We start from the raw sequence: 22,611 nt of genomic DNA on the forward strand, positions 1-22,611 counted from the left end.
ATGCAATTGAATTTGGTGATGGGTGCGGTATCAAACGGGGACCGCACACCAAAGGCATGTGATGCAGCTGGTACTGATGCGGCAAGGGACAACCAGGTTATGAAGCAAGACGCGCTGTTTGAACGTTTTAGCGCGCGGCTTAAGGCGCAGGTCGGACCGGAAGTTTATGCGAGCTGGTTTGCTCGCCTGAAGCTCCACTCCGTTTCCAAGAGCGTCGTACGGTTTACCGTTCCAACGACATTTTTGAAATCATGGATCAACAATCGCTACATCGATCTCATCACGACGCTCGTTCAGAGCGAGGATGCCGATGTCTTGAAGGTCGAAATTCTCGTGCGTTCGGCAAGCCGTCCTGCACGTCCTGCTCCGGTCGAAGAACGCGCCCAGCCCGCCGCTGATGTGAGCGCATCCGTCCAGAGAGCAAAGCCCTTCATTCCGCCACAGCCATCGTCAAGCGCGCAGATCTCAGGTGCTTCCGCACCGGTGACCCGCCACGCTGGCTCCGGCCCGCTTTTCGGTTCGCCGCTCGACAGCCGCTTTACCTTCGACACGTTCGTTGAAGGTGCGTCCAACCGTGTGGCTCTGGCTGCTGCAAAGACCATCGCTGAGGCCGGTGCGGGTGCCGTGCGGTTCAATCCGCTTTTCATCCATGCAGGTGTGGGTCTCGGAAAGACCCACCTTCTCCAGGCCATCGCCAACGCTGCCGTCGACAGCCCGCGCAATCCGCGCGTCGTCTATCTGACCGCAGAATACTTCATGTGGCGCTTCGCAACCGCGATCCGCGACAACGACGCGCTGACCCTGAAGGACACACTGCGCAATATCGACCTTCTGGTCATCGACGACATGCAGTTCCTGCAGGGCAAGATGATCCAGCACGAGTTCTGCCATCTGCTCAACATGCTGCTCGACAGTGCCAAGCAGGTCGTGGTTGCCGCTGACCGCGCACCATGGGAACTGGAATCGCTTGATCCACGCGTTCGCTCGCGTCTTCAGGGCGGCATGGCCATCGAAATCGAAGGCCCCGACTATGATATGCGCCACGAAATGCTGACCCAGCGCATCGCGACTGCCCGTCAGGAAGACCCAGGCTTCGATATTCCAGAAGAAATCGTCTCCCACGTGGCCCGTAGCGTTACCGCCAGCGGTCGCGAACTGGAAGGCGCTTTCAACCAGCTGATCTTCCGCCGTTCGTTCGAACCGAACCTTTCGGTGGAGCGCGTCGATGAATTGCTGGCGCATCTGGTCGGCACCGGCGAAGCCAAGCGTGTGCGCATCGAGGACATCCAGCGCATCGTTGCCAGACACTACAACGTCTCGCGCCAGGAACTGGTCTCCAACCGCCGCACCCGCGTTATCGTCAAGCCGCGTCAGGTGGCCATGTATCTCGCCAAGATGCTGACACCGCGCTCCTTCCCGGAAATCGGTCGCCGCTTCGGCGGACGCGATCACACAACTGTTTTGCATGCGGTCCGCAAGATCGAGGAACTGATCGGCGGCGATACGAAACTCGGCCACGAGGTCGAGCTTTTGAAGCGGTTGATCAACGAAAACAACGCGTGAATGTGGTGGTCGGGGAACCCCGACCATTCCATCAAAGACCGGCCGCATTTTCAAAAGCGAAAGCCGGTCTTTCTACTTGTAATTGAGCCATACGTGTGATTATTTCACGACAGCTTTAACGCTGCTTCTTTTCAATTCAGCACCCTTACGGGTGCAAAATGCATATATTTTCACTGTGATTTGAGACGACGGAAAGGCACGATATGTCGGCTTGGCATTTGATTGTTATCATTGCTCTTATTGCCTTCCCGCTGATCTTCGTCTTCAGGCCGCCGCCACCCGGACCCAACAGGTTCGGTGCACCGGCCATGCCGATGACGTTTGGAGAGGCTTTTGCCAGCTTCTTCAGAAACTACGTCAATTTCCGCGGCAGGGCGTCCCGATCGGAATACTGGTTTTCTTTCCTATTTGTGTCGGCCAGCTCGTTGGGTGTCGACACGATTGATAGTCGTGGGTTCCTGAGTCTGATCTGGTCTTTCATTCTGTTTTTACCGATGATCGCAGTGTCTACGCGTCGCCTTCACGACATCAATCGCAGTGGATGGCACCAGCTTCTCTCGGGATTTTTCCCGATCGGATCGATCGTCGTGATCGTCTGGTATTGCACGGCGGGCCGAGACGAGACCTGATCTAGGCTAAGGAGTGGAGTTTCGTCATCGACCCGCGTTCTTCGTGAGGCTTGCGCATCGCGATCCAGAGGTGGGTGACGGGTACGAGCAATGTGCCGCCGCCAATGATGGCAAAAGGCAAATTTGTCCAGCCACCATCGCTGACGCCCACAGCCGCCATGACGGTCGTCGCGAAAATGAGCGGCGCCAGCCCGCAATAAAAACCGATCCGAAAATCACGGCGGTGTGCTGACAGCTCCTGCGCACCCTTGAAGAGATAGATGTGCGAGAGCTTTGCCAGTTTCCATAGGGCGATGACACCGGTCACGGACAGCGCCGCGGCTAAGATGACGATTACTCCGATGAGAAGAACAGGCGCAGCTTCTCCATTCGCATCAACGAAGTAAGTCATGAGCCAAACCGGACTGAACAGGATCAGTAAGCCTGCGTAAGGCGCGCTGATCACCGCCACCAGTCCATATGTCAGGTAGAAGGGCGCTGCGAAGATAATCAGTTCCACGAAATAGACGACGCGGGCCACGATCTGCGATGTCTGACGCTCCTTCATAGTAAGACCTCCAGTGTCTGATCGGCAGCCTGCTTTTCACTGCTCAATCTGCGCCAGTTCTTTGAGGCGTAGCGGTGGGCCTGTTTCAGGGCGACCCAGAGTGCCAATTGCTTGACGGGTGCCAGCCATCCATGTGCGACGAATTCGCTTCGTCGCTCGACACGGGTCATGTTCGGCCCGATGGCAACCAGTGTGAATTCATCCTCCAGATTGCCGATCCAGTCCTTGCACCAGACGGTGCTGCCGATCATGCGGTAACGCAGTTTCTCGTTGGGAATGTAATCCAGAATGCGCTGATCGATGGTGCCGCGATCCGTGGTGCATTGGCGCGTGTTGCCCAGAGCACCGTATCCCTCCAGCACCTTGCAACTGACGGGCTTGGGAATGCCGAAGCGAAACAGGAAGGGTTTCGAGCTGTCCATTCTGGCATGGAGAAAATGCGGCCAGATATGGTGCGGGGCGCTGTTGAAAATCCATTGCGAGTGAATCTGCATGATCTGATCTCCTTCATTTCTACAATTAGGTAATCAACTAATTATTGTCCTGTCAATAGTTAGTTGATTGTCTAATTGATTAATGGTAGAAAGAGCCATGTCCATTCAGTTGATTTTCGAGGCACTGGCCTCCCCCGTCAGGCGAAAAATCCTGGCTTATGTCGCGCATCATGAGATGAACGCAGGCGATATCGCCGCCCGTTTCGAGATGTCGAAACCGTCGATTTCACAGCATTTACAATTGCTTGAACATGCGGGACTGGTCTCGTCTGAGAAGCGTGGCAAGTATGTCTATTACCGACAGGTGTCGGACACACTGGCCAATAGCCTGACCGGTTTCGTGCAGGACATCTGCCCGATTGGCGCACCCTTGCGGCGCGAAAGTGCGGAGAATGCGCGTAAGGCGCAGGAAAACGATGTGGGTGCGAAGTCCGAATAACGGACTACCTCAACACGCCAGATCAGCCACCACGGAATCCAGAATGAGCATGCCTGATGGTGTGCAGCGCAGGCGTGAATTGCCCAGACGCTCGATGAAGCCGTGTTGCAGCAGGAAGTCTTCCTTGTCGGGATCGAGGTCGCGGCCGGAGAGATCGCTCCAGCGGGCAAGATCAACGCCTTCGCGCAGGCGCAGGCCCATGAGCAGAAGCTCATCGGACTGTTCTTCGACACCCAGCATTTCCTGATCCAGAATGCCATGGCCATCGCGTTCGACGGCCTCAAGCCAGGTTTCCGGGTGGCGTTCGGTGGCGGTGGCGAGTTTTGCGCCGCCTTTGGTCAGACGCCCATGCGCGCCGGGGCCGATGCCGGCATAGTCGCCGTAGCGCCAGTAGGTCAGGTTATGGCGGCTTTCAGCACCCGGTATGGCGTGGTTGGAGACTTCGTAAGCGGGCATGCCGTGTCGCGCGGTGATTTCCTGCGTTGCCTCATACAGCAGCGCGGATTGGTCCCCATCGGGCACGATCAACTTACCTGCCTTGTGCAGACCGTAAAAAGCGGTGCCTTCCTCGATGGTCAGCTGGTAGAGCGACAGGTGATCGACGGCATAGGAAATGGCTTCGACGAGTTCCTTTTCCCATTCCTCGACCGTCTGGTTGGGGCGGGCATAGATGAGATCGAACGACATGCGCGGGAAGATCTCGCGGGCCAGCCGGATGGCTTTCAGCGCATCGGTGACATCATGCAGGCGGCCCAGAAATTTCAGGTCACGGTCGTTCAGCGCCTGCACGCCCATGGAGACACGGTTGACGCCAGCGGCGCGATAACCGCGAAAACGCTCCGCTTCGACGCTGGACGGGTTGGCTTCCATGGTGATTTCGATGCCATCGGGCACATGCCAGAAACGGGCGATGCCATCCAGAATGGCGCCAACGGTCTGCGGGTCCATCAGCGATGGCGTGCCGCCGCCCAGGAAAACGCTGGTCACGACCTTTGCGCCGCTCAGCTGCCGCATCGTGTCCATTTCACGCAGGAAGGCGGCAACGAAACGGTCCTGATCCACAGGCTTGTGGCGGACATGGCTGTTGAAATCGCAATAGGGGCACTTGGCCGCGCAGAAGGGCCAATGCACATAGATGCCGAAACCGGGCTCACCGGTATCGGGCAGCAGCGTCGCATCGGGGGCAGGGGAGAACCTGCTCCCGAGATCGATCATCATGCGTCCAGACAGGTTTCGACGAATGTCTTGAAGGCGCGGGCGCGGTGGGAGAGCGCCTGTGCGTCACCGGGCTTCCAGCCATGCTTTTCCTCGGCTGTCATCTCGCCGAAGGTCGTCTCGTGTCCTTCCGGCTGGAAGATTGGGTCGTAACCGAAGCCGCTGGCACCACGCGGTGGCCATGCAACGGTCCCTTCGATCTCGCCGCGGAAGAATTCGGTATGGCCATCGGGCCATGCGAGGCACAGCACGCTGACAAAGCGGCAGGTGCGGGCGGAAGGCTCCGTCGCGCCGCGCTCCTGCAACGCATCCTCCACCTTCTGCATTGCCATGGCGAAATCGCGGGTACCGTCAGCCGTTTCCGCCCAATTGGCGGTGTAGACGCCGGGATTGCCGTCGAGCGCATCGATCACCAGACCGCTATCATCGGACAGCGATGGCAAACCGGACGCTTGCGCAGACGCCAGCGCCTTGATGGCGGCGTTTTCCTCGAATGTCGTGCCGGTCTCGTCGGGTTCTGCGAAATTCAGCTCCGCAGCCGACTTGGCGGAAAAACCGAGAGGGCCGATGAGATCGGCGATTTCAGTAATCTTACCCTTGTTGTGGCTGGCAACGACGATGGTTCTGGTGTCGAGTTTGCGCATGGTTTTGATGTCCTGGCTCAGGCAATCGTCTGCTTTTGCAGCTCAACGAGTTCCGCGCAGCCGGTCTTGGCAAGACCGAGCAGCGTCAGGAATTCCTCTTCCGAGAAAGGCGCGCCTTCAGCCGTGCCCTGAATTTCAACGATGCCACCGGAACCGGTGATGACGAAGTTGGCGTCGGTTTCAGCCGAAGAATCTTCTAGGTAATCGAGATCGATCACCGGCTGGCTGGCGAAAATACCGCAGGAAATGGCGGCGATATGGTCTTTCAGGACCTTCTCGACCTTGATCATGTTCCGCGTTTCCATCCACTTCAGGCAGTCGTGAAGAGCAATCCAGGCGCCGGTGATGGAGGCTGTGCGGGTGCCGCCATCGGCCTGAATGACATCACAGTCGATGCTGATCTGGCGTTCGCCCAGCGCCTGAAGATCGACCACGGCGCGCAGCGACCGACCGATCAGCCGCTGGATTTCCTGGGTGCGGCCACCCTGCTTGCCGGACGCGGCTTCGCGACGCATGCGCTCGTGTGTGGAACGCGGCAGCATGCCGTATTCGGCTGTCACCCAGCCCTTGCCGCTGTTGCGCAGCCATGGTGGCGTCTTTTCTTCAAGGCTGGCGGTGACGAGAACATGCGTATCGCCAAATTTGACCAGACAGGAGCCTTCTGCGTGCTTGGAGAAGTTGCGCTCAAAAGAAACTTTGCGCATCTGATCGAGTTTTCTGCCTGAAGGCCGCATGTGGTTCGTCTCCGTGTTGATCTGCGCCTTCTAAGGCCGCAGCACCGGTTTTGCAAAGGAAAAGCGGGTCTCAGCACCGCCACCTTGGAATTTCCGTTTTCACTTGTGCAAGCGAATGACTATATTCCTTACAGTACTGAATTGATGAAGAGCTGGCGAATGGGCGTTTCTCCTCCGATTGGAACAGAACCGGGTGCGCTGCTGGATGATCGCTCACGCGAGATTTTCCGGCGCATCGTCGAAGGCTATCTCGAAAATGGCGAGCCACTGGGCTCGCGCAGCCTTTCGCGCCTGCTGCCAATGTCTCTGTCTCCCGCCTCCGTTCGCAACGTCATGAGCGATCTGGAACAGCTTGGCCTGATCTATTCGCCGCATATCAGCGCCGGCCGCTTGCCGACGCAAAGCGGGCTTCGCTTCTTCGTAGACGCCTTTATGCAGGTGGCCGATCTGCCTGCCGAACAGCGCGCCAGCATCGACCGGCAGATCGGCCCGGTCTCAGGGCGCGAACAATCGATAGAGGGTCTTCTGACGGAAGCGAGCCGCATGCTCTCGGGCATGTCGCGGGGCGCCGGTTTGGTGCTGACGACCAAAAGCGACGCCGTTCTCAAGCACGTGGAATTCATTCGCCTGGAGCCGACCAAGGGTCTCGCCATTCTGGTCGGCGACAACAATCAGGTCGAGAACCGTATCATCGAACTGCCCGCCGGGATTACCTCGTCGCAATTGACGGAAGCGGCCAATTTTATCAACGCGCATCTTTCCGGGCAGACGCTGCCGGAACTGCGCAACCAGCTTCTGCGTCAGAAGTCTGAGCTGCAAAGCGCGCTGAGTACGCTCGCGCAGGATCTGGTGGAGCGCGGCCTGGCTGTCTGGTCGGGCGATAATGAAGAGGGTAAACTCGGGCGGCTCATCGTACGCGGACGCTCCAATCTTCTGGAAGGGCTGGCCGGCGAAGAAGACATCGACAGGGTGCGGCTGCTGTTCGATGATCTCGAGCGCAAGGACAATCTGATCGAGGTTCTCAATCTGGCCGAGACAGGGTCTGGCGTGCGGATTTTTATCGGATCGGAAAACAAGCTGTTTTCCCTGTCGGGCTCATCTCTGATCGTCGCGCCCTACAGGGATGATGAGAACCGGGTGGTGGGTGCGGTCGGCGTCATCGGTCCGACACGGCTCAACTACTCCCGTATCGTGCCGATGGTAGACTATACCGCCCAGATTATGGCCCGACTTTCCAGCCAAAGACGCTGATCCTCAAAAGACATCACCGAATCCGAAACGGATTTGCCCGCGAGCCTTGATTTTTGCCCGGCAAAGCTCGATATCGGGCTCAACCCATGAACACATGTGAAGCTGGAGAACGTCATGACCGATGACAACAACAAGACCGGACCTGACGCAGACGTCGTAGACGAGGCTGCCGACACTGCTGCTGTTGAAGACGCAGGGCAAGAGCAGGCAGAGCCAGATCCAATCGACGTCTTGAAGGCCGAAAACGCCGATCTGCGCGATAAATTTCTGCGCCTCGCTGCGGAAATGGACAATCTGCGCCGCCGCACCGAGCGCGACGTGAAGGATGCCAAGGCCTATTCCGTTGCAGGCTTTGCCCGCGACATGCTGGCCGTTTCCGACAATCTGCGCCGTGCCCTCGACACCATCCCCGAGGAGCTGAAGACGAATTCCGAAGCTGGCATTGCCGGGCTGATCGAAGGCGTCGATATGACTGAGCGCTCGATGCTATCGGCGCTGGAGCGTCATGGTGTGCGCAAGATGGATGCGGAAGGACAGAAGTTCGATCCGAATTTCCACCAGGCTATGTTCGAAATTCCCAATACGGCGGTTCCGAACAACACGGTCGTGCAGGTCGTCCAAGCGGGCTTTACCATTGGCGATCGCGTGCTGCGCCCAGCGATGGTCGGCGTTGCCAAGGGCGGCCCCAAGGGTGATGCGCCCACAGCGGCTGAGCCGGGCACGAGCGGCCTGAACGAAAAAGACGCGTAATGTAGACGGTCCACCCCGGTCTATGGCCGGGGTGGACCGCTATCAGGCGGTTTTATGTCTTGGCTAGATCGAACTGGCGATCCAGCCAGTCATAGGCGTAATCCTGCTGAACAGCTTCGAAGGCATGGCCACCGGGCCAGATTTTGCTCTCGAAACCATGCCCAGCGCCCCACGCGTCCCAAACCCCACTCATTTTCTGAAAAGCCGTTTTAACGGACGCGAGCGGAAACAGCGTGTCTTGCTCGCCTGCGAAGATCAGCATCGGGTTGGGTGCGCAAAGGCTTGCCACATCCGGGTAGTCCATATGCTGCATCAGCCCCGGATGGGTCATGTGCCAGGCTGACCCTCCACGACAATGATTATTGCCGGGTTCCATCAGGCCCTCAGCCGTCGCCATCCAGTTGACCGCACTCACAGCCTTGATTGTATCGCTCAGCGCTGCTGCCTGCCAGGCGCGGAACGCACCCATTGAAAAGCCGATAGCCGCGACACGGGTGCTATCCACTTGGCGGAGGCTACTGAGAAAATCCGCAGCGCGCGTATCCTCCAGTGCCATCAAGCCCGCCAATGAACTGCCCATGTTGAAAAGATTGGCGGCAAGAGCCTGCTGGCCATCATAGGTCAGGGGGCCGCGGTCTCCCCAGCCCAGGGCATCGGTCACCAGCACGACATAACCACGGCGGGCAAGTTCATCCGCCGGAAAGCGCCCGGAAAAGAACCTTGCCGTCCATGCCTTGGCGGATGTCAGGCGGGCATCGTCGTCCCAGGGCTCCACAAGCTTTTCCTTGCCGATATCGAACTGCGATCCATGGTCGTGATAAAAAATCGCTGCTGGAAACGGGCCTTCGCCCTTTGGCACCAGCAGAAAGGCCTGTACCCGACTGTCAGAGGTCAGGTTGAAGGCGATCTTGTGTGCGATGTAGCTGCCACGATCCTTGGAGGCCATCGTGGACGGTGTGAACGGGGTATCGTCTGGCTGTTGCTGGGTCAACGCGTGAAGTTTGGCCCGTGCCGTGGCCTTCCACGCGCAAACATCGTCTTCGCCGGGTCGCCAGCTAAGAGGAAAATGAAGTCTTTGCTTTAGCGAGGCGGAGAAGACCGGCAGATGATCGGGCATTACACCCTGCGTCTGGGCGCGAGTACCCGTTTCAGACGTAGGGTCGCTGCTGTTCTCCATCAGCCCGTGACCTGTGCCACGCACTCAGGCCGCTGTGGCCTGTTCCTGGTTGAGGAAGGTATAAATCGCCGTGTCGGATTCCGTTGCCCGCAGTTTGGCAACCAATTCAGGGTCACGCAGCACGCGCGCAATACGCGACAGCGCCTTCAAATGGTCGGCACCAGCGCCTTCTGGCGCCAGAAGAAGGAACACCAGATCGACCGGCTGGTCGTCGAGCGCTTCGAAATCGACGGCATTTTCCAGGCGTGCAAAAACGCCCACGATGGTGTTGATGCTGGCCAGCTTGCCGTGCGGGATGGCAATGCCATGGCCCACGCCGGTCGAGCCCAGCCGCTCACGCTGCAATATGACGTCGAAAACTTCCCGCTCAGGCACTCCGGTGATCCTGGACGCTCTTGCCGCCAATTCCTGAAGGAGCTGCTTTTTGGAATTGACCTTGAGGGCGGGAATAATCGCATCTTGTTGCAGCAAATCTGCCAACGCCATTCTGTTTATCCTTCATGCCATCGAGACGAAGGGAGTGCCACCGCATGGCGGCTGCACTCCCGATGTCCTGTCAGACTATTCAGTTCTTGATCGTCGCCGCGTCAATCCAGCCGATGTTTCCATCGTTGCGGCGGTAAACGATATTGAGTTCCTTGCCCGGGCTGCGGAACAGCAACACCGGCTCGTCTGTCATGTCCAGCGCCATGACCGCGCTTGCAACCGTCATCGTCTTGACCTGCTTGGAGGTCTCGGCAACGATGGTCGGTGCGAAATCTTCCGGCAGCTCGTCGTCCTCATCCGGCACGGCATCCATCACGGTATAGGGAAATTCTTCCATGATACCATTTGCCGAAGCGCCGTTGTGGTGGTCCTTCAGTTTTCTTTTATATCTGCGAAGGCGCTTTTCTATCCGCGCCGCTGCCGCATCGAAACTCGCCTGTGGATCGTTGGCCTGTCCCGCTGCATGCAAGACGACCCCGGTATCGAGGTGGATCTTGCAATCGGCATCGAAACGCGCGCCAGATTTCTCCACAGTCACTTGACCGGAATACCCCCCGTCAAAGTATTTGGTAATCGCCAGGCTAATGTTGTCCTCGATCCTCTGACGGAACGATTCGCCGATATCCATATGTTTACCAGATACACGCACACTCATGGAATTTTTCCTTTTTCAGTGATTTGCGTGTACCAGCTTACGTCAAGCGACGCGCTCATCCAAGCGTTTCGAGTCCGTTTCGGTCTCATTCCGGCTTGGCGCAAAAGCGCCGCATGTATTTAACGGTTGATCCGGCCCCTGCCCTCTATGCGGCGAGCTTCTAGCCTCGCGGGCATCAAGAGTCAATTAACATTATTAACAAATTGAAATATATGAATTTTTCGTTACGAAGCGGTAACTTTTGCCATGGCTTTTTTCTCCCGACGCCGCTGTACGGATGACGGAATATTCATCGCTTCACGATATTTTGCGACCGTTCGCCGCGCCAGTTCGACACCGTTTTTTTTCAGAATTTCGACGATATCATCGTCTGAAAGTACGGCATCTGGCGCTTCTTGCGTGATCATGATCCTGATGCGGTGCCGCACGGCTTCAGCCGAATGGCTGTCGCCGCCCTCAACCGCCCCAATTGAAACGCTGAAGAAATATTTGAGTTCGAACAGGCCGCGCGGCGTAAGCATGTATTTGCGTGACGTGACCCGGCTGACGGTGGACTCGTGCATCTTGATCGCGTCGGCCACCTGTCTGAGGTTGAGTGGGCGCAGGTGATCGACACCGTGCAGCAGGAATGCGTCCTGCTGCCGCACGATTTCGCTTGCAACCTTCATGATGGTCTTGGCGCGCTGGTCGAGACTGCGGGTCAGCCAGCTTGCGGTCTGCATGCACTCGGACATAAATTCTCCATCCTCGCCCTCACGGCATTTGAGTTTGGAGACCTGAGCAAAATAGGTCTGGTTGACAAGGACGCGGGGGAGGGTTTCCGGGTTGAGCTCTATCAGCCAACCTCCGTCGGAGGACGGCCTGACGATGATGTCGGGCACGATGGTTTCCGAAATCCCGGTCTCAAAGCCTGCGCCCGGTCTGGGGTTGAGCGACCGGATTTCGGCGAGCATGTCGAGGAGGTCTTCTTCGCCCACCCCGCAAAGCCGCTTCAGAGAGACGAAGTCACGTTTCGCCAACAGCTCGAGATTGCTGACGAACGCTTTCATCGCCGGATCGAGGCGATCCTTCTGTGCCAGTTGGATGGACAGGCATTCGCTGAGCGAGCGGGCAAAAATACCGGGTGGATCGAGTGCCTGTAGCGCGGTGAGGACGGCATTCACGTCACGCTCGTCTTTGCCAAGGCGCTCAGCAATCTCGTTGACGGCGTCCGCAGCCAGATAGCCGGTCTCATCCAAGTGATCGAGCAGGGCATCCGCGATCACCCGGTGCTGAAGAGAGGTGACGGTAAAGGGCAATTGTTGACCAATATGGTCCCGCAGACTGGGCTTGCCCGCAACAAAATCGTCGAGATCATAGGCCTCGGAAGACTCGGCGCCCGGCATGGATTTCCACTGGCCGATCAGCTCCGGTGCATCCGCCTTTGGCGCTGCGCTATCATCTGGAAAGACGTTCTCGAAATTCGTGTCGAGCTGCTCGTTGAGACTGCTGGCGCGGTCGCCGTACCACTCTTCGGGATCGTGAGCGCTTTCGGAGAACTGGTCTGTGGTGAGTTCCGCCTGGGCATAGCTGTCTTCGACGGATGCAGAAGCGCTGCCCAAATCGCTATCGTTTGCCACAATTTCCAGCAGCGGATTTTTTTCAACTTCCTGAGCGATGAATTGTGTCAGCTCGATATGGGTCATCTGAAGCAGCTGGATCGACTGCATCAGTTGCGGGGTCATGACCAGAGACTGGCTCTGACGCAGCAAAAGACTGGCGGACAAGGCCATGGCGGACGCTAAACTCCCATAAACCCTTTACCCGTCGATATTTTTGAAAAAATCTGAACGGGGAGGTAGAACTTGGCCCAAAAATTGCTTTTTATTTTTGTTTGGTCAAGCTCAACTGTCAGGTCGAGTGGAAGATTCTTTGCGTGGACCGTTAACCGGACCTAAGTTTTACGGCCAAGTGACTTACAGGCTGAAATTATTGCCGAGATACAGGCGGCGGACGTCAGCATTGTTGACGATTTCCGAAGCGCGACCATGGGTCAATACTTCCCCCGCATGGATGATATAGGCGCGGTCGATCAGACCCAGTGTTTCACGAACATTGTGGTCGGTGATGAGAACACCGATGCCGCGGGCTGTGAGGTGACGCACCAGATTCTGGATGTCGCTGACCGAAATCGGGTCAACACCTGCAAAGGGTTCATCCAGCAGCATGAAGGTCGGGTCGGTCGCCAGCGCACGGGCGATTTCCAGACGGCGACGCTCACCACCAGACAGCGCGACCGCTGGCGACTTGCGCAGTTGCGAAATGTGAAACTCTTCCAGGAGTTCATCAAGCTTGCGATTGCGCTTCTTCTCGTCGCGCTCATGCACTTCGAGAACCGCACGAATATTGTCTTCGACCGTCAGTCCACGAAAGATCGATGCTTCCTGCGGAAGATATCCGACGCCGAGCCGCGAGCGGCGATACATCGGCATGCCGGTCACGTCATTGCCGTTGATGGCGATCTTGCCGCTATCGACGGGAACGAGGCCGGTGATCATGTAGAAACATGTGGTCTTGCCAGCGCCGTTGGGGCCTAGAAGGCCCACGGCCTCACCACGACGCACGACGAGCGAGACACCATTGACGACACGGCGGGTGTTGTAGGTCTTGGTCAGGCCGTGGGCGATCAATGTGCCCTCGTACCGCGCCTTGTCACCGGGAGCGATATCCGCCTCGAGTGCGCGTGCGGAGCCTGCGCCGAACAGCTTTGACATGGATGGTATCTTCACGGGCTGGGAACTACTGCTTTTTCTGGGACTTGGGGTCGAGCATGATGCGGACAGGCCCGCCACAGCTTTCGAGCTTTGCTTCACCCGTGTTCATCAGGACGGTCAACTTACAGCCGGTGAAGACATTGGTGTCCTGCGAGAGAACGACCTGTTTTCCCGAGAGAATGAACGTCTGCGCCGCCATGTCGAATTCACCCTTGTCGGCTGTCGCCTTCTGGGTGCCCGATGTCAGGTAAACAGAGTTATCGACGAAGATCTTGTCGATATCCGCACCGCCGCTGGTGATCGATGAATTGGCAGCAGCGCCTTCGCCGTTGCTTTTATAAAGCACGGTCATCTTGCCCGCCTGCAACGTCGTCGTTCCCTGCACGACCTTCACATTTCCAGTGAAATAAGCCTTGCGCTCTTGATCGCGCACTTCGAGCTGGTCGCTCTCGATGGCGATGGGCTGATCGTTGGAAAGCTTCAGGCCCTCCATCTTGCTCGTCGCATTTTGCGCCGCAGCAGGGCCTGCAAGACAGGCCAGAGCGATGGCAGAAGCGAAATAGGCAGCATTGACGTAACGGGCTGGGCGCGAAATCTGCATCATCTGGGTCGGGCTCTCACTTGCCTGCGTTCTGAATGGTGGATGCAGCTATACGTGCCCGTACCTGCCCCGAGAATGTAATCGTCTTGCCATTATCTGCTATATGCAAACTTTCTGCAACAATTGAACCTTGAGTGGTGGTGATGGTAACAGGCGTCGAGCTGTCCATCGTTCCGGCTTTCAGGTCCACATCCGCAGACTGGAACTTTGCTTGTATGCCATTGCTGAGATTGATGTCAAAGGGCGCTGTCATTTTCAGCCGGTTGGTGGCGCGGTCGAAAATGCCTTCCTGCGCCACGACCTGCGCGACGATGTCGTTCATCGGCACCGCTGCAAGCACTTTTTCCAGCGTCATCAGGTTGGGGCTGGCAATATCCTGCAAGGCCCGTTCGGCGTTCATCGAATAATCGAAGCCCTTGTTGTTGCGTCCCGCAAGTGCGGGCTTTTCCATGACGATCTTGCCATTCTCGACCGTCGCGCTTTCCAGCGAAACCTCATCCGGCAACCATGTCCGCGCCAGCGAGACAGCAATAAAGGTGAGCGATATCAGTGCTGCGCCAAGCGGAAGAATGATCTTCAGCTTCTTGACGCGAGACGAATGACGCAACGCCAGCGCATAGGCGCTTGCCTGTCCGTCAGACAGGGGAAAACCGGGCGCTGGCTGGCTAAGTCGTTCAAGCATCATCTGGGTCCGGGGCAAATCTCGTCGCTATAACGCACATATTAGCGACTTTATCATGGGTTGCACTTGTCTTTGGCACGCGGCACTTGCCCTGCCAATATGGTTTTTCTCAGAATGAGCGCAAGAGCTACGATATTTTTATCAAAACAAAGCTTTCCGTTTGTTTCTTGGCAAGAGGTGGCTACAAGGCTCATATGGCTGGCATAAATCGTTGACGGCGTCCTGAGTTAAGGTGAGCAAATGGATCAGACAGCAATCGCAGATCGCAGACAATTGCGGCGCAAGCTGACATTCTGGCGCGTCGCTGCCGTTCTTCTTCTGGTGGCGGGATGTTTCGCGATCTACCGCTTCGCCTTTGCCGAACCGACGACGAGTGTGCGCCCGCACATTGCACGTGTCGAAATCAGTGGTCTCATTCAAGACGACACCGAGTTGTTGGAGCGCTTGCAAAAGATTGCAGACAGCGACAGCGCCAAGGGCCTGATCGTTTCCATCTCCTCTCCCGGCGGCACCACCTATGGCGGCGAGCGCATTTTCAAGGCGATCCGTGCGGTGGCCGAAAAGAAGCCTGTTGTTTCCGACGTCCGCACATTGGCAGCTTCCGCTGGCTACATGATCGCCACGGCGGGCGACACGATCATTGCCGGTGACACATCGATCACTGGCTCGATCGGCGTTATTTTCCAGTATCCGCAGGTCAAGCCTCTGCTCGACAAACTTGGCGTCTCCTTGCAGGAGATCAAGTCATCGCCGATGAAGGCGGAGCCTTCGCCGTTCCACGAGCCGCCGGAAGAATCGAAGACCATGATCCGCAACATGGTCATGGACAGCTACGGCTGGTTCGTTGACCTTGTCGCAGACCGCCGCAAGCTGCCGCGTGAAGACGTGTTGAAGCTTGCCGATGGCTCCATCTTCACCGGTCGTCAGGCCGTTGCGGTCAAGCTCATCGATACGCTGGGTGGTGAAAAGGAAATTCGCAGCTATTTCGAGAGCCGCAAGGTCGCCAAGGATCTGCCCATCGTCGAATGGACGGCTCCGCCCAAGCGCTCGCCATTTTCACTCTTCAGTCTTGCGGGCATCGCAAAAATGCTCGGATATGACGAATTTCTGCCTTTCAACGTGCCTCGCCAGCTGGGTGCCGACAAGTTGTTTCTTGACGGTCTTGTTTCGGTTTGGCAGGTTGGGGAACGTTAAAAATCCAATTCTTTCAGGGGGCAACCGTGATTAAGTCTGAACTGGTGCAGATTGTTGCTGCGCACAACCCGCACCTTTACCACCGTGACGTGGAAAATATCGTCAACGCCGTGCTCGATGAGATCACGGATGCGTTGGCGGCGGGCAACCGTGTGGAGTTGCGCGGCTTCGGTGCCTTTTCAGTCAAGAATCGCCCCTCACGTTCGGGACGGAACCCACGCACGGGTGAGTCCGTTTTTGTCGAGGAAAAATGGGTTCCCTTCTTCAAGACCGGCAAGGAGCTGCGCGAGCGTCTCAATCCGGGCATGAGCGACGTCGAAGACGAGGACTAAAAATCCATGGTGCAGATCGTTTGGCGATTTGCGCTTTGGAGAACGGTTGAGACCGAGCAGTCGGGCTCCTATCTGACGTCCATGCAGGTTTGTCTGAAGGCCCCTAAAGACGGAGTATCGTTGGATGTCTAAGAAGATCGTCAATCTCGTGGTTCTGGTGCCACTCGCCATCATTCTGGTGGTGTTGTGCGTGGCCAACCGGCAGACCGTGACACTCGCGCTCAATCCTTTCCGGCCCGATGACAGCGTTCTGTCCTTCTCCGCGCCGTTCTTCGTCTTCATATTCCTCGCCGTTATTTTCGGCATCTTTCTCGGCTCTCTGGTCACATGGTTTTCGCAGGGTAAGTATCGCAAGCGCGCCCGCACCGAAGCTAAGGAAGCCGTGCGCTGGCATGACGAAGCCAACCGGCAGAAGGCAGCCGCTAATGCGGTGGTCATCGCCCCGTCCACGGATGTGCGCATCGCCGCCAAGTGAGGTCTCCACGACGTGATCGGTGTTGAAACCGCAGCCCTTTGATAATATTGCGCTGTGATGCTATTCGCTGTCGCATAAAATGCGGTCAGACTTGGAAAGAACCCCGTTGAAGAAAAAAGACAACCGCCCGGGCGCCAAGTCGCGCGCGGGGCAGGAACCCCGGCAGCGCAATGCCGGTAAACCGGCAAGGCAAAAAGAGACCGCTCCTCGCAGCCGCGCGCCGGACCATGTTCGCGCTGCCGCCAGCGCGCCGTCCAAACCCGGCAAACCAGCTGCAAAGGCGGGCGTTCAGGACAGTGTGAAGATCAAGGTCGCGCCACAAGAGACCGAGCAGGTTCCGCCACGGCCCCTCAAGCAGCGGACGGGTGATCTGCCGGGTGAACAGGTTCCGGTCATCCTGGAATCGCTGGGCGCTGGTGATTTTCACCTGATCGATACGGGCAACGGTCTTAAACTCGAGCAATATGGCAACTACCGCATCGTGCGGCCCGAGGCGCAGGCGCTCTGGCGTCCAAGCTTGCCCGAGCGCGTTTGGGAAAACGCCGACTCCATCTTCACCGGCGATACGGATGAAGACGGCATGGGCCGCTGGCGCTTTCCCAAGGAGCAACTGGGCGAAACATGGCCGCTTTCGCTTCTCGGTGTCAACTTCCTCGGTCGTTTCACCGCCTTTCGCCATGTCGGCGTGTTCCCGGAACAAATCGTTCACTGGGAATGGCTGAAACACACGATCGAGACGGCGGGTCGCCCGCTCAGGGTTCTCAATCTCTTTGGTTATACCGGTGTCGCCTCTCTGGTGGCTGCGGCTGCCGGTGCGGAAGTGACCCATGTGGATGCTTCCAAGAAAGCAATCGGCTGGGCGCGGGAAAATCAGGCGCTGGCGGGGCTGGAAAACGCACCGATCCGGTGGATTTGCGAAGACGCGATGAAGTTCATCCAGCGCGAAGAACGGCGCGGCAACACGTACGACATTATTCTCACTGATCCGCCGCACTTCGGCCGTGGCACCCATGGTGAGATCTGGCAACTGTTCGAGCATCTGCCACTGATGCTGGACGTCTGCCGCGATATTCTGTCGCCCAAGGCGCTGGGTCTGGTGCTGACGGCCTATTCGATCCGGGCCAGTTTCTATTCCATGCATGAGCTGATGCGCGAAACCATGCGCGGCGCAGGTGGCGAAGTTGTCTCCGGCGAACTCGTCATCCGCGAGGCCGGTCTTGACGGCAAGACGCGTGGCCGTGCGCTTTCCACCTCTCTCTTCAGCCGCTGGGTGCCGAAATGATCGATGACCGCCGTGAAAACAGACCGGGCCGGGTAGGGCAGGTCAAAGAGGTCACCAGCCTTGCCAATCCGATCATCAAGGACATCAAGAACCTGACCCAGAAGAAGGGCCGGGAAGAAACCAGCACCTTCATGGCCGAAGGGTTGAAGCTGGTGATCGATGCGCTGGAACTAGGCTGGACGATCCGCACGCTGGTCTACGCCAAAAATGCCAAGGGCAAACCGCTGGTCGAACAGGTTGCAACCAAGACGGTTGCCAAAGGCGGGCTTGTTCTGGAAGTGACCGAAAAAATCCTGTCCTCCATCACACGCCGCGACAATCCGCAAATGGTGGTCGGCATTTTCGATCAGAAATGGACGCCGCTGAGGGATATCCAGCCGCAGGACGGTCAGACCTTTGTTGCGCTTGACCGCGTGCGTGATCCCGGCAATCTCGGCACCATCATTCGCACCGCCGATGCGGCGGGCGCATCCGGCGTCATCCTCGTCGGCGATTGCACCGATCCGTTTTCGCTGGAAACAGTGCGCGCCACCATGGGTTCGGTCTTCGCCATCCCCGTCGCGCATGCGACAGTAGAGGAATTTCTGGCCTGGAAGAAATCCGCTGGTGCCAGTGTCGTTGCCACCCATCTTGCCGGTTCGGTCGATTACCGAACCATCGATTACAAGCGCAAGCCGACCGTGATCCTGATGGGCAACGAACAATCCGGCTTGCCGCCGGAACTGGCGGCGAAGGCAGACCAGCTGGCGCGCATTCCGCAGCAAGGGCGTGCCGATTCTCTTAATCTGGCGATTGCAACGGCAGTGATGCTGTTTGAAGCCCGCCGTCATCTTCTCGAACTCGCACCGGTAAAATGATGGCCAAACCCGCTCTGTTCTCCAAGCCTATCCCGGCAATCGCGCTGATCGTCTGTGCGCTGATCGCAGACCAGATCATCAAGCTTCTGGTAGAAGCCTATCTGCCCTTGCAGCAGATGGTGCCGGTCATGCCCTTCTGGGCGCTCTACCGCACCTATAATCTCGGTGTTGCCTTTTCCATGCTGGCTGACATGGAAGGCTGGTTCATCGTCACCATGCGCCTGGCCATCGTCGGTTTCGTCATCTGGCTGTGGCGCAAGACGGATGCGGACCGCACCTTCGCGCATCTGGGCTTCGCGCTCATCATCGCTGGTGCCGCCGGTAATATCTTCGACCGTTTTCTATACGGCCATGTCATCGATTATATTCTCTTCCACACCGACACATGGTCCTTTGCCGTGTTCAACCTTGCCGATTCCTTCATCACCATCGGTGCCGGTTGCGTCATTCTGGATGAGATATTGCACGCCAGGGCAACCCAGCGCGCCAAAAACGAGGAACGCTAAAAGTTTAGCGTTCAAGCCAAGCCAATCCAAACGGCTGGCGTGGTAGCTATGTGGCATGAGCGAACTGGCGAAACTGAAAGATCAGCTTTCCGAAGCCTTCGGCCCGACTAAGGCGGATGCGGTTTTGCCCGTCGTTTCGAAAACGACGAGTCCGCCAGAAGCGGGCGCACTTGCCTTTTACAACAAAATCCTGCGCCGGGTGACGCTGTTTACCGCAGGCTGCGGCTTTGCGTTTGCAAGCGCTGTCTATCTCGGTGGAGATGCGGCGCTCTATATGGCGGCGATCTCCGTTGCTATCTGCGTGTCCTGCGCCTTTTACATGATGGTCCGGTCCTCCATGCTGCGTCAGGCCTCCATGCGCGATGCGACGGTGATCGAGGCGCGACAGAGGCAGAACGCGGCACTGATGGCTGAAATCCATGAGGCCATGGGCGACATCGTGGTCACTCGCGATCTGGAGCGGCGTATCCTGCACACCAATACGGCCTTTTGTGAAATGACCGGCTGCGCCTCACCGCAGGGCAAAACATGCGAGGAAATCGGCATCGCCTTTCGCCCCGGCGGCAAGGCGCATTGTTACGACGTGGAAATCGCCACGCCCTACGGCCAGCGCATTTTCACTTGGCACGACGTCGTTGCCAATGATGCAACGAGCAGCCGTCTTGTCATCAACAGCATCGCGCGTGATGTTACCGATGAAAGAGCCGCCATCGTCAGCCGTGAAGATGCGAGGGTCCGGGCTGAGAATGCCAATGCTGCCAAGGGCAGGCTGCTGGCAACGGTCAGTCACGAAATCCGCCTGCCACTATCGGGCATCCTCGGCATGAACCATCTGCTCGCACAAACGCAGTTGAACCACGAGCAGCGAAACTATTTGAATGGTATGCGTGAATCTGGGCAAGCACTGGTGCAGCTCGTCGAGGACCTCTTAGATTTTTCGACCATGGAGGCCGGTCGTTTCAGGCTGAATCCGCGCGCCGAAAACCTTCGTCAATTGATCGAAAGCGTGGTGGAGATGCTGGCCCACCGCGCCCATGAGAAAGGCATCGAGATTGCCTCCATCGTGACGCCTGATGTTCCCGATTACCTGGATTTCGACCCGGCACGGCTTCGCCAGGTGCTGTTCAACCTCATTGGCAACGCGGTGAAGTTCACCAGCAAGGGCGGCGTGCTTGTTCAGGCCCAGATGGCGGATGGCGAACTTTCAATCGCTGTCGAGGATACCGGGCCGGGCATGAGCGGCGCGGAGCAGGCGCGGATTTTCGGTGAATTCGAACAGGCCGGGCCAACCTCCCAGCGCAGCGCTGGCACCGGGCTTGGCCTCGCCATATCGGCCCGGATCATCCGTGAGTTTGGAGGCGCACTCAAAGTCGCCAGCCAACGGGGCAGGGGAAGCGTGTTCACGCTCACATTCAAGCCTGCCCCGTTGGCGCAGACCCTGCCGTCACATCGCGCGGAGGCTCTGAGAAAGGCAAACGTTCTGCTGCTTTCTCCGTCAGGCACGGTCGCAAAGGCAACGGTGACCTCTGTCGAAGCGCTAGGTGGATCGTGCCTGCACGCTTCGACGCGGCGCGAACTGGAAGCATTGCTTAGCCGATCGCCTGACGCATTCCAGCGATTGACGGATATCATCATAGACCACCGTGTGGCCCCACTGTTTCAAGAGACTTTGGAAACTTGGCCGAAAGAGCCGGACCGCCCTGTGAGACGCATTCTGTTGGTCAACCCGGAAGAGCGCGCTGCGCAAAAACAGGATGCCTTCGACGCCTGGCTGATCCGGCCTCTGCGCGAAAAGTCGCTGACAGATGTCTTGTCGGGACGCTTCAGCGGCGTTGAGGGTCGCGATGCAATCAACGACAATCACCATCCTGGCTTCGGTTTTGCCAACGTCCTCGATGACACGGCGTATGAGCTCGATGTGCTGGTGGCGGAGGACGACCCCGTCAACCTGCGCATTCTACGCGCTGTTCTGGAAAAATCCGGCTGCAAGGTGCGTTCGGTTGCTGATTTTACAGGCCTTACTCAGAGCCTCGCCAGTGGACCGGATAATCTGCCGGACCTCATCATCTCCGACCTCAATATGCCGGGTGGCGATGGCATCGATATCCTTCCCGGCCTGTGCGCGTCGCTGAGCGGTCATAACATTCCGATCATCGTGCTCAGTGCAGATACGACGCCGGGTATGCAATCGATTTTATTGGCTGGGGGCGTCGATATCGTGCTCGCAAAACCCGTCGAACCAAAGCGCCTGATCGAGGAAGTGCTTCGATTGTTTCCTCAAAAAGGGACTGGCAGATTTTAGGTGTCACCGCAGGCCATTGCGCGGCTAACTGTCACTGTTTTGTCGTCAATAAGTGATTTATGACAGCCAGAACGAAACGGTGGTGGGGCGATTCTCCATGGTCACGGAAATTCTCGAACACGACATTCGCGAGCGCAATGTCATTGCTGGCGTCAGACCTGCGTCGCAGACGCGGAATGATGATGTCTTCGGGCGTATCGGCTCGCTGGAAACGCGGCTTGCCAGAAACGAGCGCGAAGTCGACGCTGCCCAGCATGTTCGCTACCGCGTCTTCGTCGAGGAAATGGGTGCGCGTCTTCCAGCAGACGCCATGCGCCGTAGCCGCGACATCGATGCTTTCGATGCGGTGTGCGACCATCTCCTGGTTCTCGACAACGCCATCGAAGGCGACTCGGAAGATCAGATCGTCGGCACCTACCGTCTGTTGCGGCAGGAAACCGCCTTTGCCCATAACGGCTTCTACTCCGCAAGCGAGTTCGATATCGAGGGTTTGATCGCCCGCCATCCCGGCAAGCGATTCATGGAATTGGGTCGCTCCTGCGTCCTGCCGGAATATCGCACCAAGCGAACCGTGGAGTTGCTTTGGCAGGGAAATTGGGCCTACGCCGTCAGGCACCGCATGGACGCCATGATCGGTTGCGCCTCCTTTCCCGGTGTTCAGCCGGAAGCCCACGCTTTGCCTCTGTCTTTCCTGCATCACAATTGCGGTGCCAAGGGCGAATGGTCGGCATCTGCCTTGCCTGAGCTTTACCGTGAAATGGACATGATGCCCACGGAAGCCATCAATCCGCGCCGTGCGCTTTCGGCCATGCCCCCCTTGATCAAGGCCTATATGCGCATCGGCGCCACATTCGGCTCCGGTGCCGTGGTCGATCACGCTTTCAACACCACCGATGTGCTGGTCATCTTGCCGGTCTCATCCATTGCTGGGCGGTACATCAATTATTACGGCGGCGAGGGCTATCGTTTTAACGGATAGGGCCTGAATATCAGCAGCTTCCTGTGGGCAGGTGGTCCGGGTGTGTTGTCCTGATGGGGCGGGA

General features: G+C 57.7%; 25 protein-coding genes. 13 read left to right on the forward strand and 12 right to left on the reverse strand.

Annotated elements, in window-relative coordinates:
- Positions 1 to 99: 99 nt before the first annotated feature.
- Both dnaA and HRR99_RS00010 read left to right on the forward strand, forming a co-directional pair.
- On the forward strand, positions 100 to 1,563 hold the full coding sequence (gene dnaA, locus HRR99_RS00005; RefSeq protein ID WP_233122304.1) for a chromosomal replication initiator protein DnaA: 1,464 nt from the start codon (positions 100 to 102) through the stop codon (positions 1,561 to 1,563).
- A gap of 203 nt (positions 1,564 to 1,766) precedes the next feature.
- Positions 1,767 to 2,192 (forward strand): DUF805 domain-containing protein, encoded by a 426-nt coding sequence (locus HRR99_RS00010; RefSeq protein ID WP_233122305.1) that lies wholly within the window; start codon positions 1,767 to 1,769, stop codon positions 2,190 to 2,192.
- A gap of 1 nt (position 2,193) precedes the next feature.
- On the opposite strand, the gene HRR99_RS00015 is transcribed toward HRR99_RS00010, so the two are convergent.
- The gene (locus HRR99_RS00015; RefSeq protein ID WP_233122306.1) at positions 2,194 to 2,739 is read right to left on the reverse strand and encodes a hypothetical protein; all 546 of its coding nucleotides are present in this window, start codon (positions 2,737 to 2,739) and stop codon (positions 2,194 to 2,196) included.
- Positions 2,736 to 3,233 (reverse strand): SRPBCC family protein, encoded by a 498-nt coding sequence (locus HRR99_RS00020; protein ID WP_233122307.1) that lies wholly within the window; start codon positions 3,231 to 3,233, stop codon positions 2,736 to 2,738. Before HRR99_RS00020 ends, HRR99_RS00015 begins: the two co-directional genes overlap by 4 nt.
- Positions 3,234 to 3,336: 103 nt before the next feature.
- On the opposite strand from HRR99_RS00020, the gene HRR99_RS00025 reads away from it, so the two are divergent.
- Positions 3,337 to 3,672, forward strand: coding sequence for a metalloregulator ArsR/SmtB family transcription factor (locus tag HRR99_RS00025; protein ID WP_422387319.1), 336 nt, complete (start codon positions 3,337 to 3,339; stop codon positions 3,670 to 3,672).
- A 9-nt stretch (positions 3,673 to 3,681) separates the two neighbouring features.
- Here HRR99_RS00025 and hemW read toward each other — a convergent pair whose 3' ends face one another.
- The 3 genes from hemW to rph are packed head-to-tail and all read right to left on the reverse strand — an operon-like array spanning position 3,682 to position 6,265.
- A complete protein-coding gene (gene hemW / locus HRR99_RS00030; protein ID WP_233122309.1) occupies positions 3,682 to 4,887 on the reverse strand; it encodes a radical SAM family heme chaperone HemW in 1,206 nt (401 codons plus the stop codon).
- The gene (rdgB, locus tag HRR99_RS00035; protein ID WP_233122310.1) at positions 4,887 to 5,531 is read right to left on the reverse strand and encodes an RdgB/HAM1 family non-canonical purine NTP pyrophosphatase; all 645 of its coding nucleotides are present in this window, start codon (positions 5,529 to 5,531) and stop codon (positions 4,887 to 4,889) included. Before rdgB ends, hemW begins: the two co-directional genes overlap by 1 nt.
- Positions 5,532 to 5,548: 17 nt before the next feature.
- Complete coding sequence (gene rph / locus HRR99_RS00040) at positions 5,549 to 6,265, reverse strand: ribonuclease PH (RefSeq protein WP_112497886.1); 717 nt, start codon at positions 6,263 to 6,265, stop codon at positions 5,549 to 5,551.
- A 159-nt stretch (positions 6,266 to 6,424) separates the two neighbouring features.
- On the opposite strand from rph, the gene hrcA reads away from it, so the two are divergent.
- Complete coding sequence (hrcA, locus tag HRR99_RS00045) at positions 6,425 to 7,516, forward strand: heat-inducible transcriptional repressor HrcA (RefSeq protein ID WP_112497885.1); 1,092 nt, start codon at positions 6,425 to 6,427, stop codon at positions 7,514 to 7,516.
- Positions 7,517 to 7,630: 114 nt separating this feature from the next.
- Positions 7,631 to 8,266 (forward strand): nucleotide exchange factor GrpE, encoded by a 636-nt coding sequence (gene grpE, locus HRR99_RS00050; protein ID WP_111840134.1) that lies wholly within the window; start codon positions 7,631 to 7,633, stop codon positions 8,264 to 8,266.
- A 52-nt stretch (positions 8,267 to 8,318) separates the two neighbouring features.
- Here grpE and HRR99_RS00055 read toward each other — a convergent pair whose 3' ends face one another.
- The 7 genes from HRR99_RS00055 to lptC all read right to left on the reverse strand — a co-directional run bounded on the left by HRR99_RS00055 (position 8,319) and on the right by lptC (position 14,620).
- Entirely contained in the window at positions 8,319 to 9,443 is a 1,125-nt protein-coding gene (locus HRR99_RS00055; protein WP_233122311.1) for a dienelactone hydrolase family protein, read from the reverse strand.
- A gap of 24 nt (positions 9,444 to 9,467) precedes the next feature.
- Complete coding sequence (ptsN, locus tag HRR99_RS00060; protein ID WP_111840133.1) at positions 9,468 to 9,929, reverse strand: PTS IIA-like nitrogen regulatory protein PtsN; 462 nt, start codon at positions 9,927 to 9,929, stop codon at positions 9,468 to 9,470.
- 79 nt (positions 9,930 to 10,008) lie between these two features.
- Positions 10,009 to 10,584 (reverse strand): ribosome hibernation-promoting factor, HPF/YfiA family, encoded by a 576-nt coding sequence (gene hpf / locus HRR99_RS00065; protein ID WP_111840132.1) that lies wholly within the window; start codon positions 10,582 to 10,584, stop codon positions 10,009 to 10,011.
- A 224-nt stretch (positions 10,585 to 10,808) separates the two neighbouring features.
- Positions 10,809 to 12,356 (reverse strand): RNA polymerase factor sigma-54, encoded by a 1,548-nt coding sequence (gene rpoN, locus HRR99_RS00070; protein WP_233122312.1) that lies wholly within the window; start codon positions 12,354 to 12,356, stop codon positions 10,809 to 10,811.
- 183 nt (positions 12,357 to 12,539) lie between these two features.
- Entirely contained in the window at positions 12,540 to 13,337 is a 798-nt protein-coding gene (gene lptB, locus HRR99_RS00075; protein ID WP_233122313.1) for an LPS export ABC transporter ATP-binding protein, read from the reverse strand.
- Positions 13,338 to 13,362: 25 nt separating this feature from the next.
- Positions 13,363 to 13,941 (reverse strand): LptA/OstA family protein, encoded by a 579-nt coding sequence (locus tag HRR99_RS00080; RefSeq protein WP_111840129.1) that lies wholly within the window; start codon positions 13,939 to 13,941, stop codon positions 13,363 to 13,365.
- A 13-nt stretch (positions 13,942 to 13,954) separates the two neighbouring features.
- Positions 13,955 to 14,620 carry an LPS export ABC transporter periplasmic protein LptC gene (lptC, locus tag HRR99_RS00085; RefSeq protein ID WP_112497965.1) on the reverse strand — a complete coding sequence of 222 codons (666 nt, stop codon included), beginning with the start codon at positions 14,618 to 14,620 and terminating at the stop codon, positions 13,955 to 13,957.
- Between the two features lie 240 nt (positions 14,621 to 14,860).
- On the opposite strand from lptC, the gene sppA reads away from it, so the two are divergent.
- The 8 genes from sppA to olsB all read left to right on the forward strand — a co-directional run bounded on the left by sppA (position 14,861) and on the right by olsB (position 22,547).
- Positions 14,861 to 15,814, forward strand: coding sequence for a signal peptide peptidase SppA (sppA, locus tag HRR99_RS00090; protein ID WP_233122314.1), 954 nt, complete (start codon positions 14,861 to 14,863; stop codon positions 15,812 to 15,814).
- A 26-nt stretch (positions 15,815 to 15,840) separates the two neighbouring features.
- Positions 15,841 to 16,146: an integration host factor subunit beta gene (locus HRR99_RS00095; RefSeq protein WP_042616207.1), complete on the forward strand. Its 306-nt coding sequence runs from the start codon at positions 15,841 to 15,843 to the stop codon at positions 16,144 to 16,146.
- A 124-nt stretch (positions 16,147 to 16,270) separates the two neighbouring features.
- Positions 16,271 to 16,621 (forward strand): DUF1049 domain-containing protein, encoded by a 351-nt coding sequence (locus HRR99_RS00100; RefSeq protein WP_233122315.1) that lies wholly within the window; start codon positions 16,271 to 16,273, stop codon positions 16,619 to 16,621.
- 106 nt (positions 16,622 to 16,727) lie between these two features.
- A complete protein-coding gene (locus tag HRR99_RS00105; RefSeq protein ID WP_233122316.1) occupies positions 16,728 to 17,903 on the forward strand; it encodes a class I SAM-dependent methyltransferase in 1,176 nt (391 codons plus the stop codon).
- Positions 17,900 to 18,760 carry a TrmH family RNA methyltransferase gene (locus HRR99_RS00110; RefSeq protein WP_233122317.1) on the forward strand — a complete coding sequence of 287 codons (861 nt, stop codon included), beginning with the start codon at positions 17,900 to 17,902 and terminating at the stop codon, positions 18,758 to 18,760. Before HRR99_RS00105 ends, HRR99_RS00110 begins: the two co-directional genes overlap by 4 nt.
- Positions 18,760 to 19,266, forward strand: a complete 507-nt coding sequence (gene lspA / locus HRR99_RS00115; protein WP_111840235.1) for a signal peptidase II — start codon at positions 18,760 to 18,762, stop codon at positions 19,264 to 19,266. The genes HRR99_RS00110 and lspA overlap by 1 nt, the downstream gene beginning before the upstream one ends.
- Before the next feature lie 55 nt (positions 19,267 to 19,321).
- Complete coding sequence (locus HRR99_RS00120) at positions 19,322 to 21,568, forward strand: PAS domain-containing hybrid sensor histidine kinase/response regulator (RefSeq protein ID WP_233122318.1); 2,247 nt, start codon at positions 19,322 to 19,324, stop codon at positions 21,566 to 21,568.
- 97 nt (positions 21,569 to 21,665) lie between these two features.
- Positions 21,666 to 22,547: a l-ornithine N(alpha)-acyltransferase gene (olsB, locus tag HRR99_RS00125; protein ID WP_233122319.1), complete on the forward strand. Its 882-nt coding sequence runs from the start codon at positions 21,666 to 21,668 to the stop codon at positions 22,545 to 22,547.
- Positions 22,548 to 22,611 lie beyond the last annotated feature (64 nt).

The organism is Agrobacterium vaccinii, from assembly GCF_021310995.1.
Lineage (GTDB): Bacteria > Pseudomonadota > Alphaproteobacteria > Rhizobiales > Rhizobiaceae > Agrobacterium > Agrobacterium vaccinii.

Coding starts and splice junctions, on each gene's coding strand:
- dnaA (WP_233122304.1), top strand. CDS start 100: ATGAAGCAAGACGCGCTGTTTGAACGTTTTAGCGCGCGGCTTAAGGCG.
- HRR99_RS00010 (WP_233122305.1), top strand. CDS start 1,767: ATGTCGGCTTGGCATTTGATTGTTATCATTGCTCTTATTGCCTTCCCG.
- HRR99_RS00015 (WP_233122306.1), bottom strand. CDS start 2,739: ATGAAGGAGCGTCAGACATCGCAGATCGTGGCCCGCGTCGTCTATTTC.
- HRR99_RS00020 (WP_233122307.1), bottom strand. CDS start 3,233: ATGCAGATTCACTCGCAATGGATTTTCAACAGCGCCCCGCACCATATC.
- hemW (WP_233122309.1), bottom strand. CDS start 4,887: ATGATCGATCTCGGGAGCAGGTTCTCCCCTGCCCCCGATGCGACGCTG.
- rdgB (WP_233122310.1), bottom strand. CDS start 5,531: ATGCGCAAACTCGACACCAGAACCATCGTCGTTGCCAGCCACAACAAG.
- rph (WP_112497886.1), bottom strand. CDS start 6,265: ATGCGGCCTTCAGGCAGAAAACTCGATCAGATGCGCAAAGTTTCTTTT.
- hrcA (WP_112497885.1), top strand. CDS start 6,425: ATGGGCGTTTCTCCTCCGATTGGAACAGAACCGGGTGCGCTGCTGGAT.
- grpE (WP_111840134.1), top strand. CDS start 7,631: ATGACCGATGACAACAACAAGACCGGACCTGACGCAGACGTCGTAGAC.
- HRR99_RS00055 (WP_233122311.1), bottom strand. CDS start 9,443: ATGGAGAACAGCAGCGACCCTACGTCTGAAACGGGTACTCGCGCCCAG.
- ptsN (WP_111840133.1), bottom strand. CDS start 9,929: ATGGCGTTGGCAGATTTGCTGCAACAAGATGCGATTATTCCCGCCCTC.
- hpf (WP_111840132.1), bottom strand. CDS start 10,584: ATGAGTGTGCGTGTATCTGGTAAACATATGGATATCGGCGAATCGTTC.
- rpoN (WP_233122312.1), bottom strand. CDS start 12,356: ATGGCCTTGTCCGCCAGTCTTTTGCTGCGTCAGAGCCAGTCTCTGGTC.
- lptB (WP_233122313.1), bottom strand. CDS start 13,337: ATGTCAAAGCTGTTCGGCGCAGGCTCCGCACGCGCACTCGAGGCGGAT.
- HRR99_RS00080 (WP_111840129.1), bottom strand. CDS start 13,941: ATGATGCAGATTTCGCGCCCAGCCCGTTACGTCAATGCTGCCTATTTC.
- lptC (WP_112497965.1), bottom strand. CDS start 14,620: ATGCTTGAACGACTTAGCCAGCCAGCGCCCGGTTTTCCCCTGTCTGAC.
- sppA (WP_233122314.1), top strand. CDS start 14,861: ATGGATCAGACAGCAATCGCAGATCGCAGACAATTGCGGCGCAAGCTG.
- HRR99_RS00100 (WP_233122315.1), top strand. CDS start 16,271: ATGTCTAAGAAGATCGTCAATCTCGTGGTTCTGGTGCCACTCGCCATC.
- HRR99_RS00110 (WP_233122317.1), top strand. CDS start 17,900: ATGATCGATGACCGCCGTGAAAACAGACCGGGCCGGGTAGGGCAGGTC.
- lspA (WP_111840235.1), top strand. CDS start 18,760: ATGGCCAAACCCGCTCTGTTCTCCAAGCCTATCCCGGCAATCGCGCTG.
- HRR99_RS00120 (WP_233122318.1), top strand. CDS start 19,322: ATGAGCGAACTGGCGAAACTGAAAGATCAGCTTTCCGAAGCCTTCGGC.
- olsB (WP_233122319.1), top strand. CDS start 21,666: ATGGTCACGGAAATTCTCGAACACGACATTCGCGAGCGCAATGTCATT.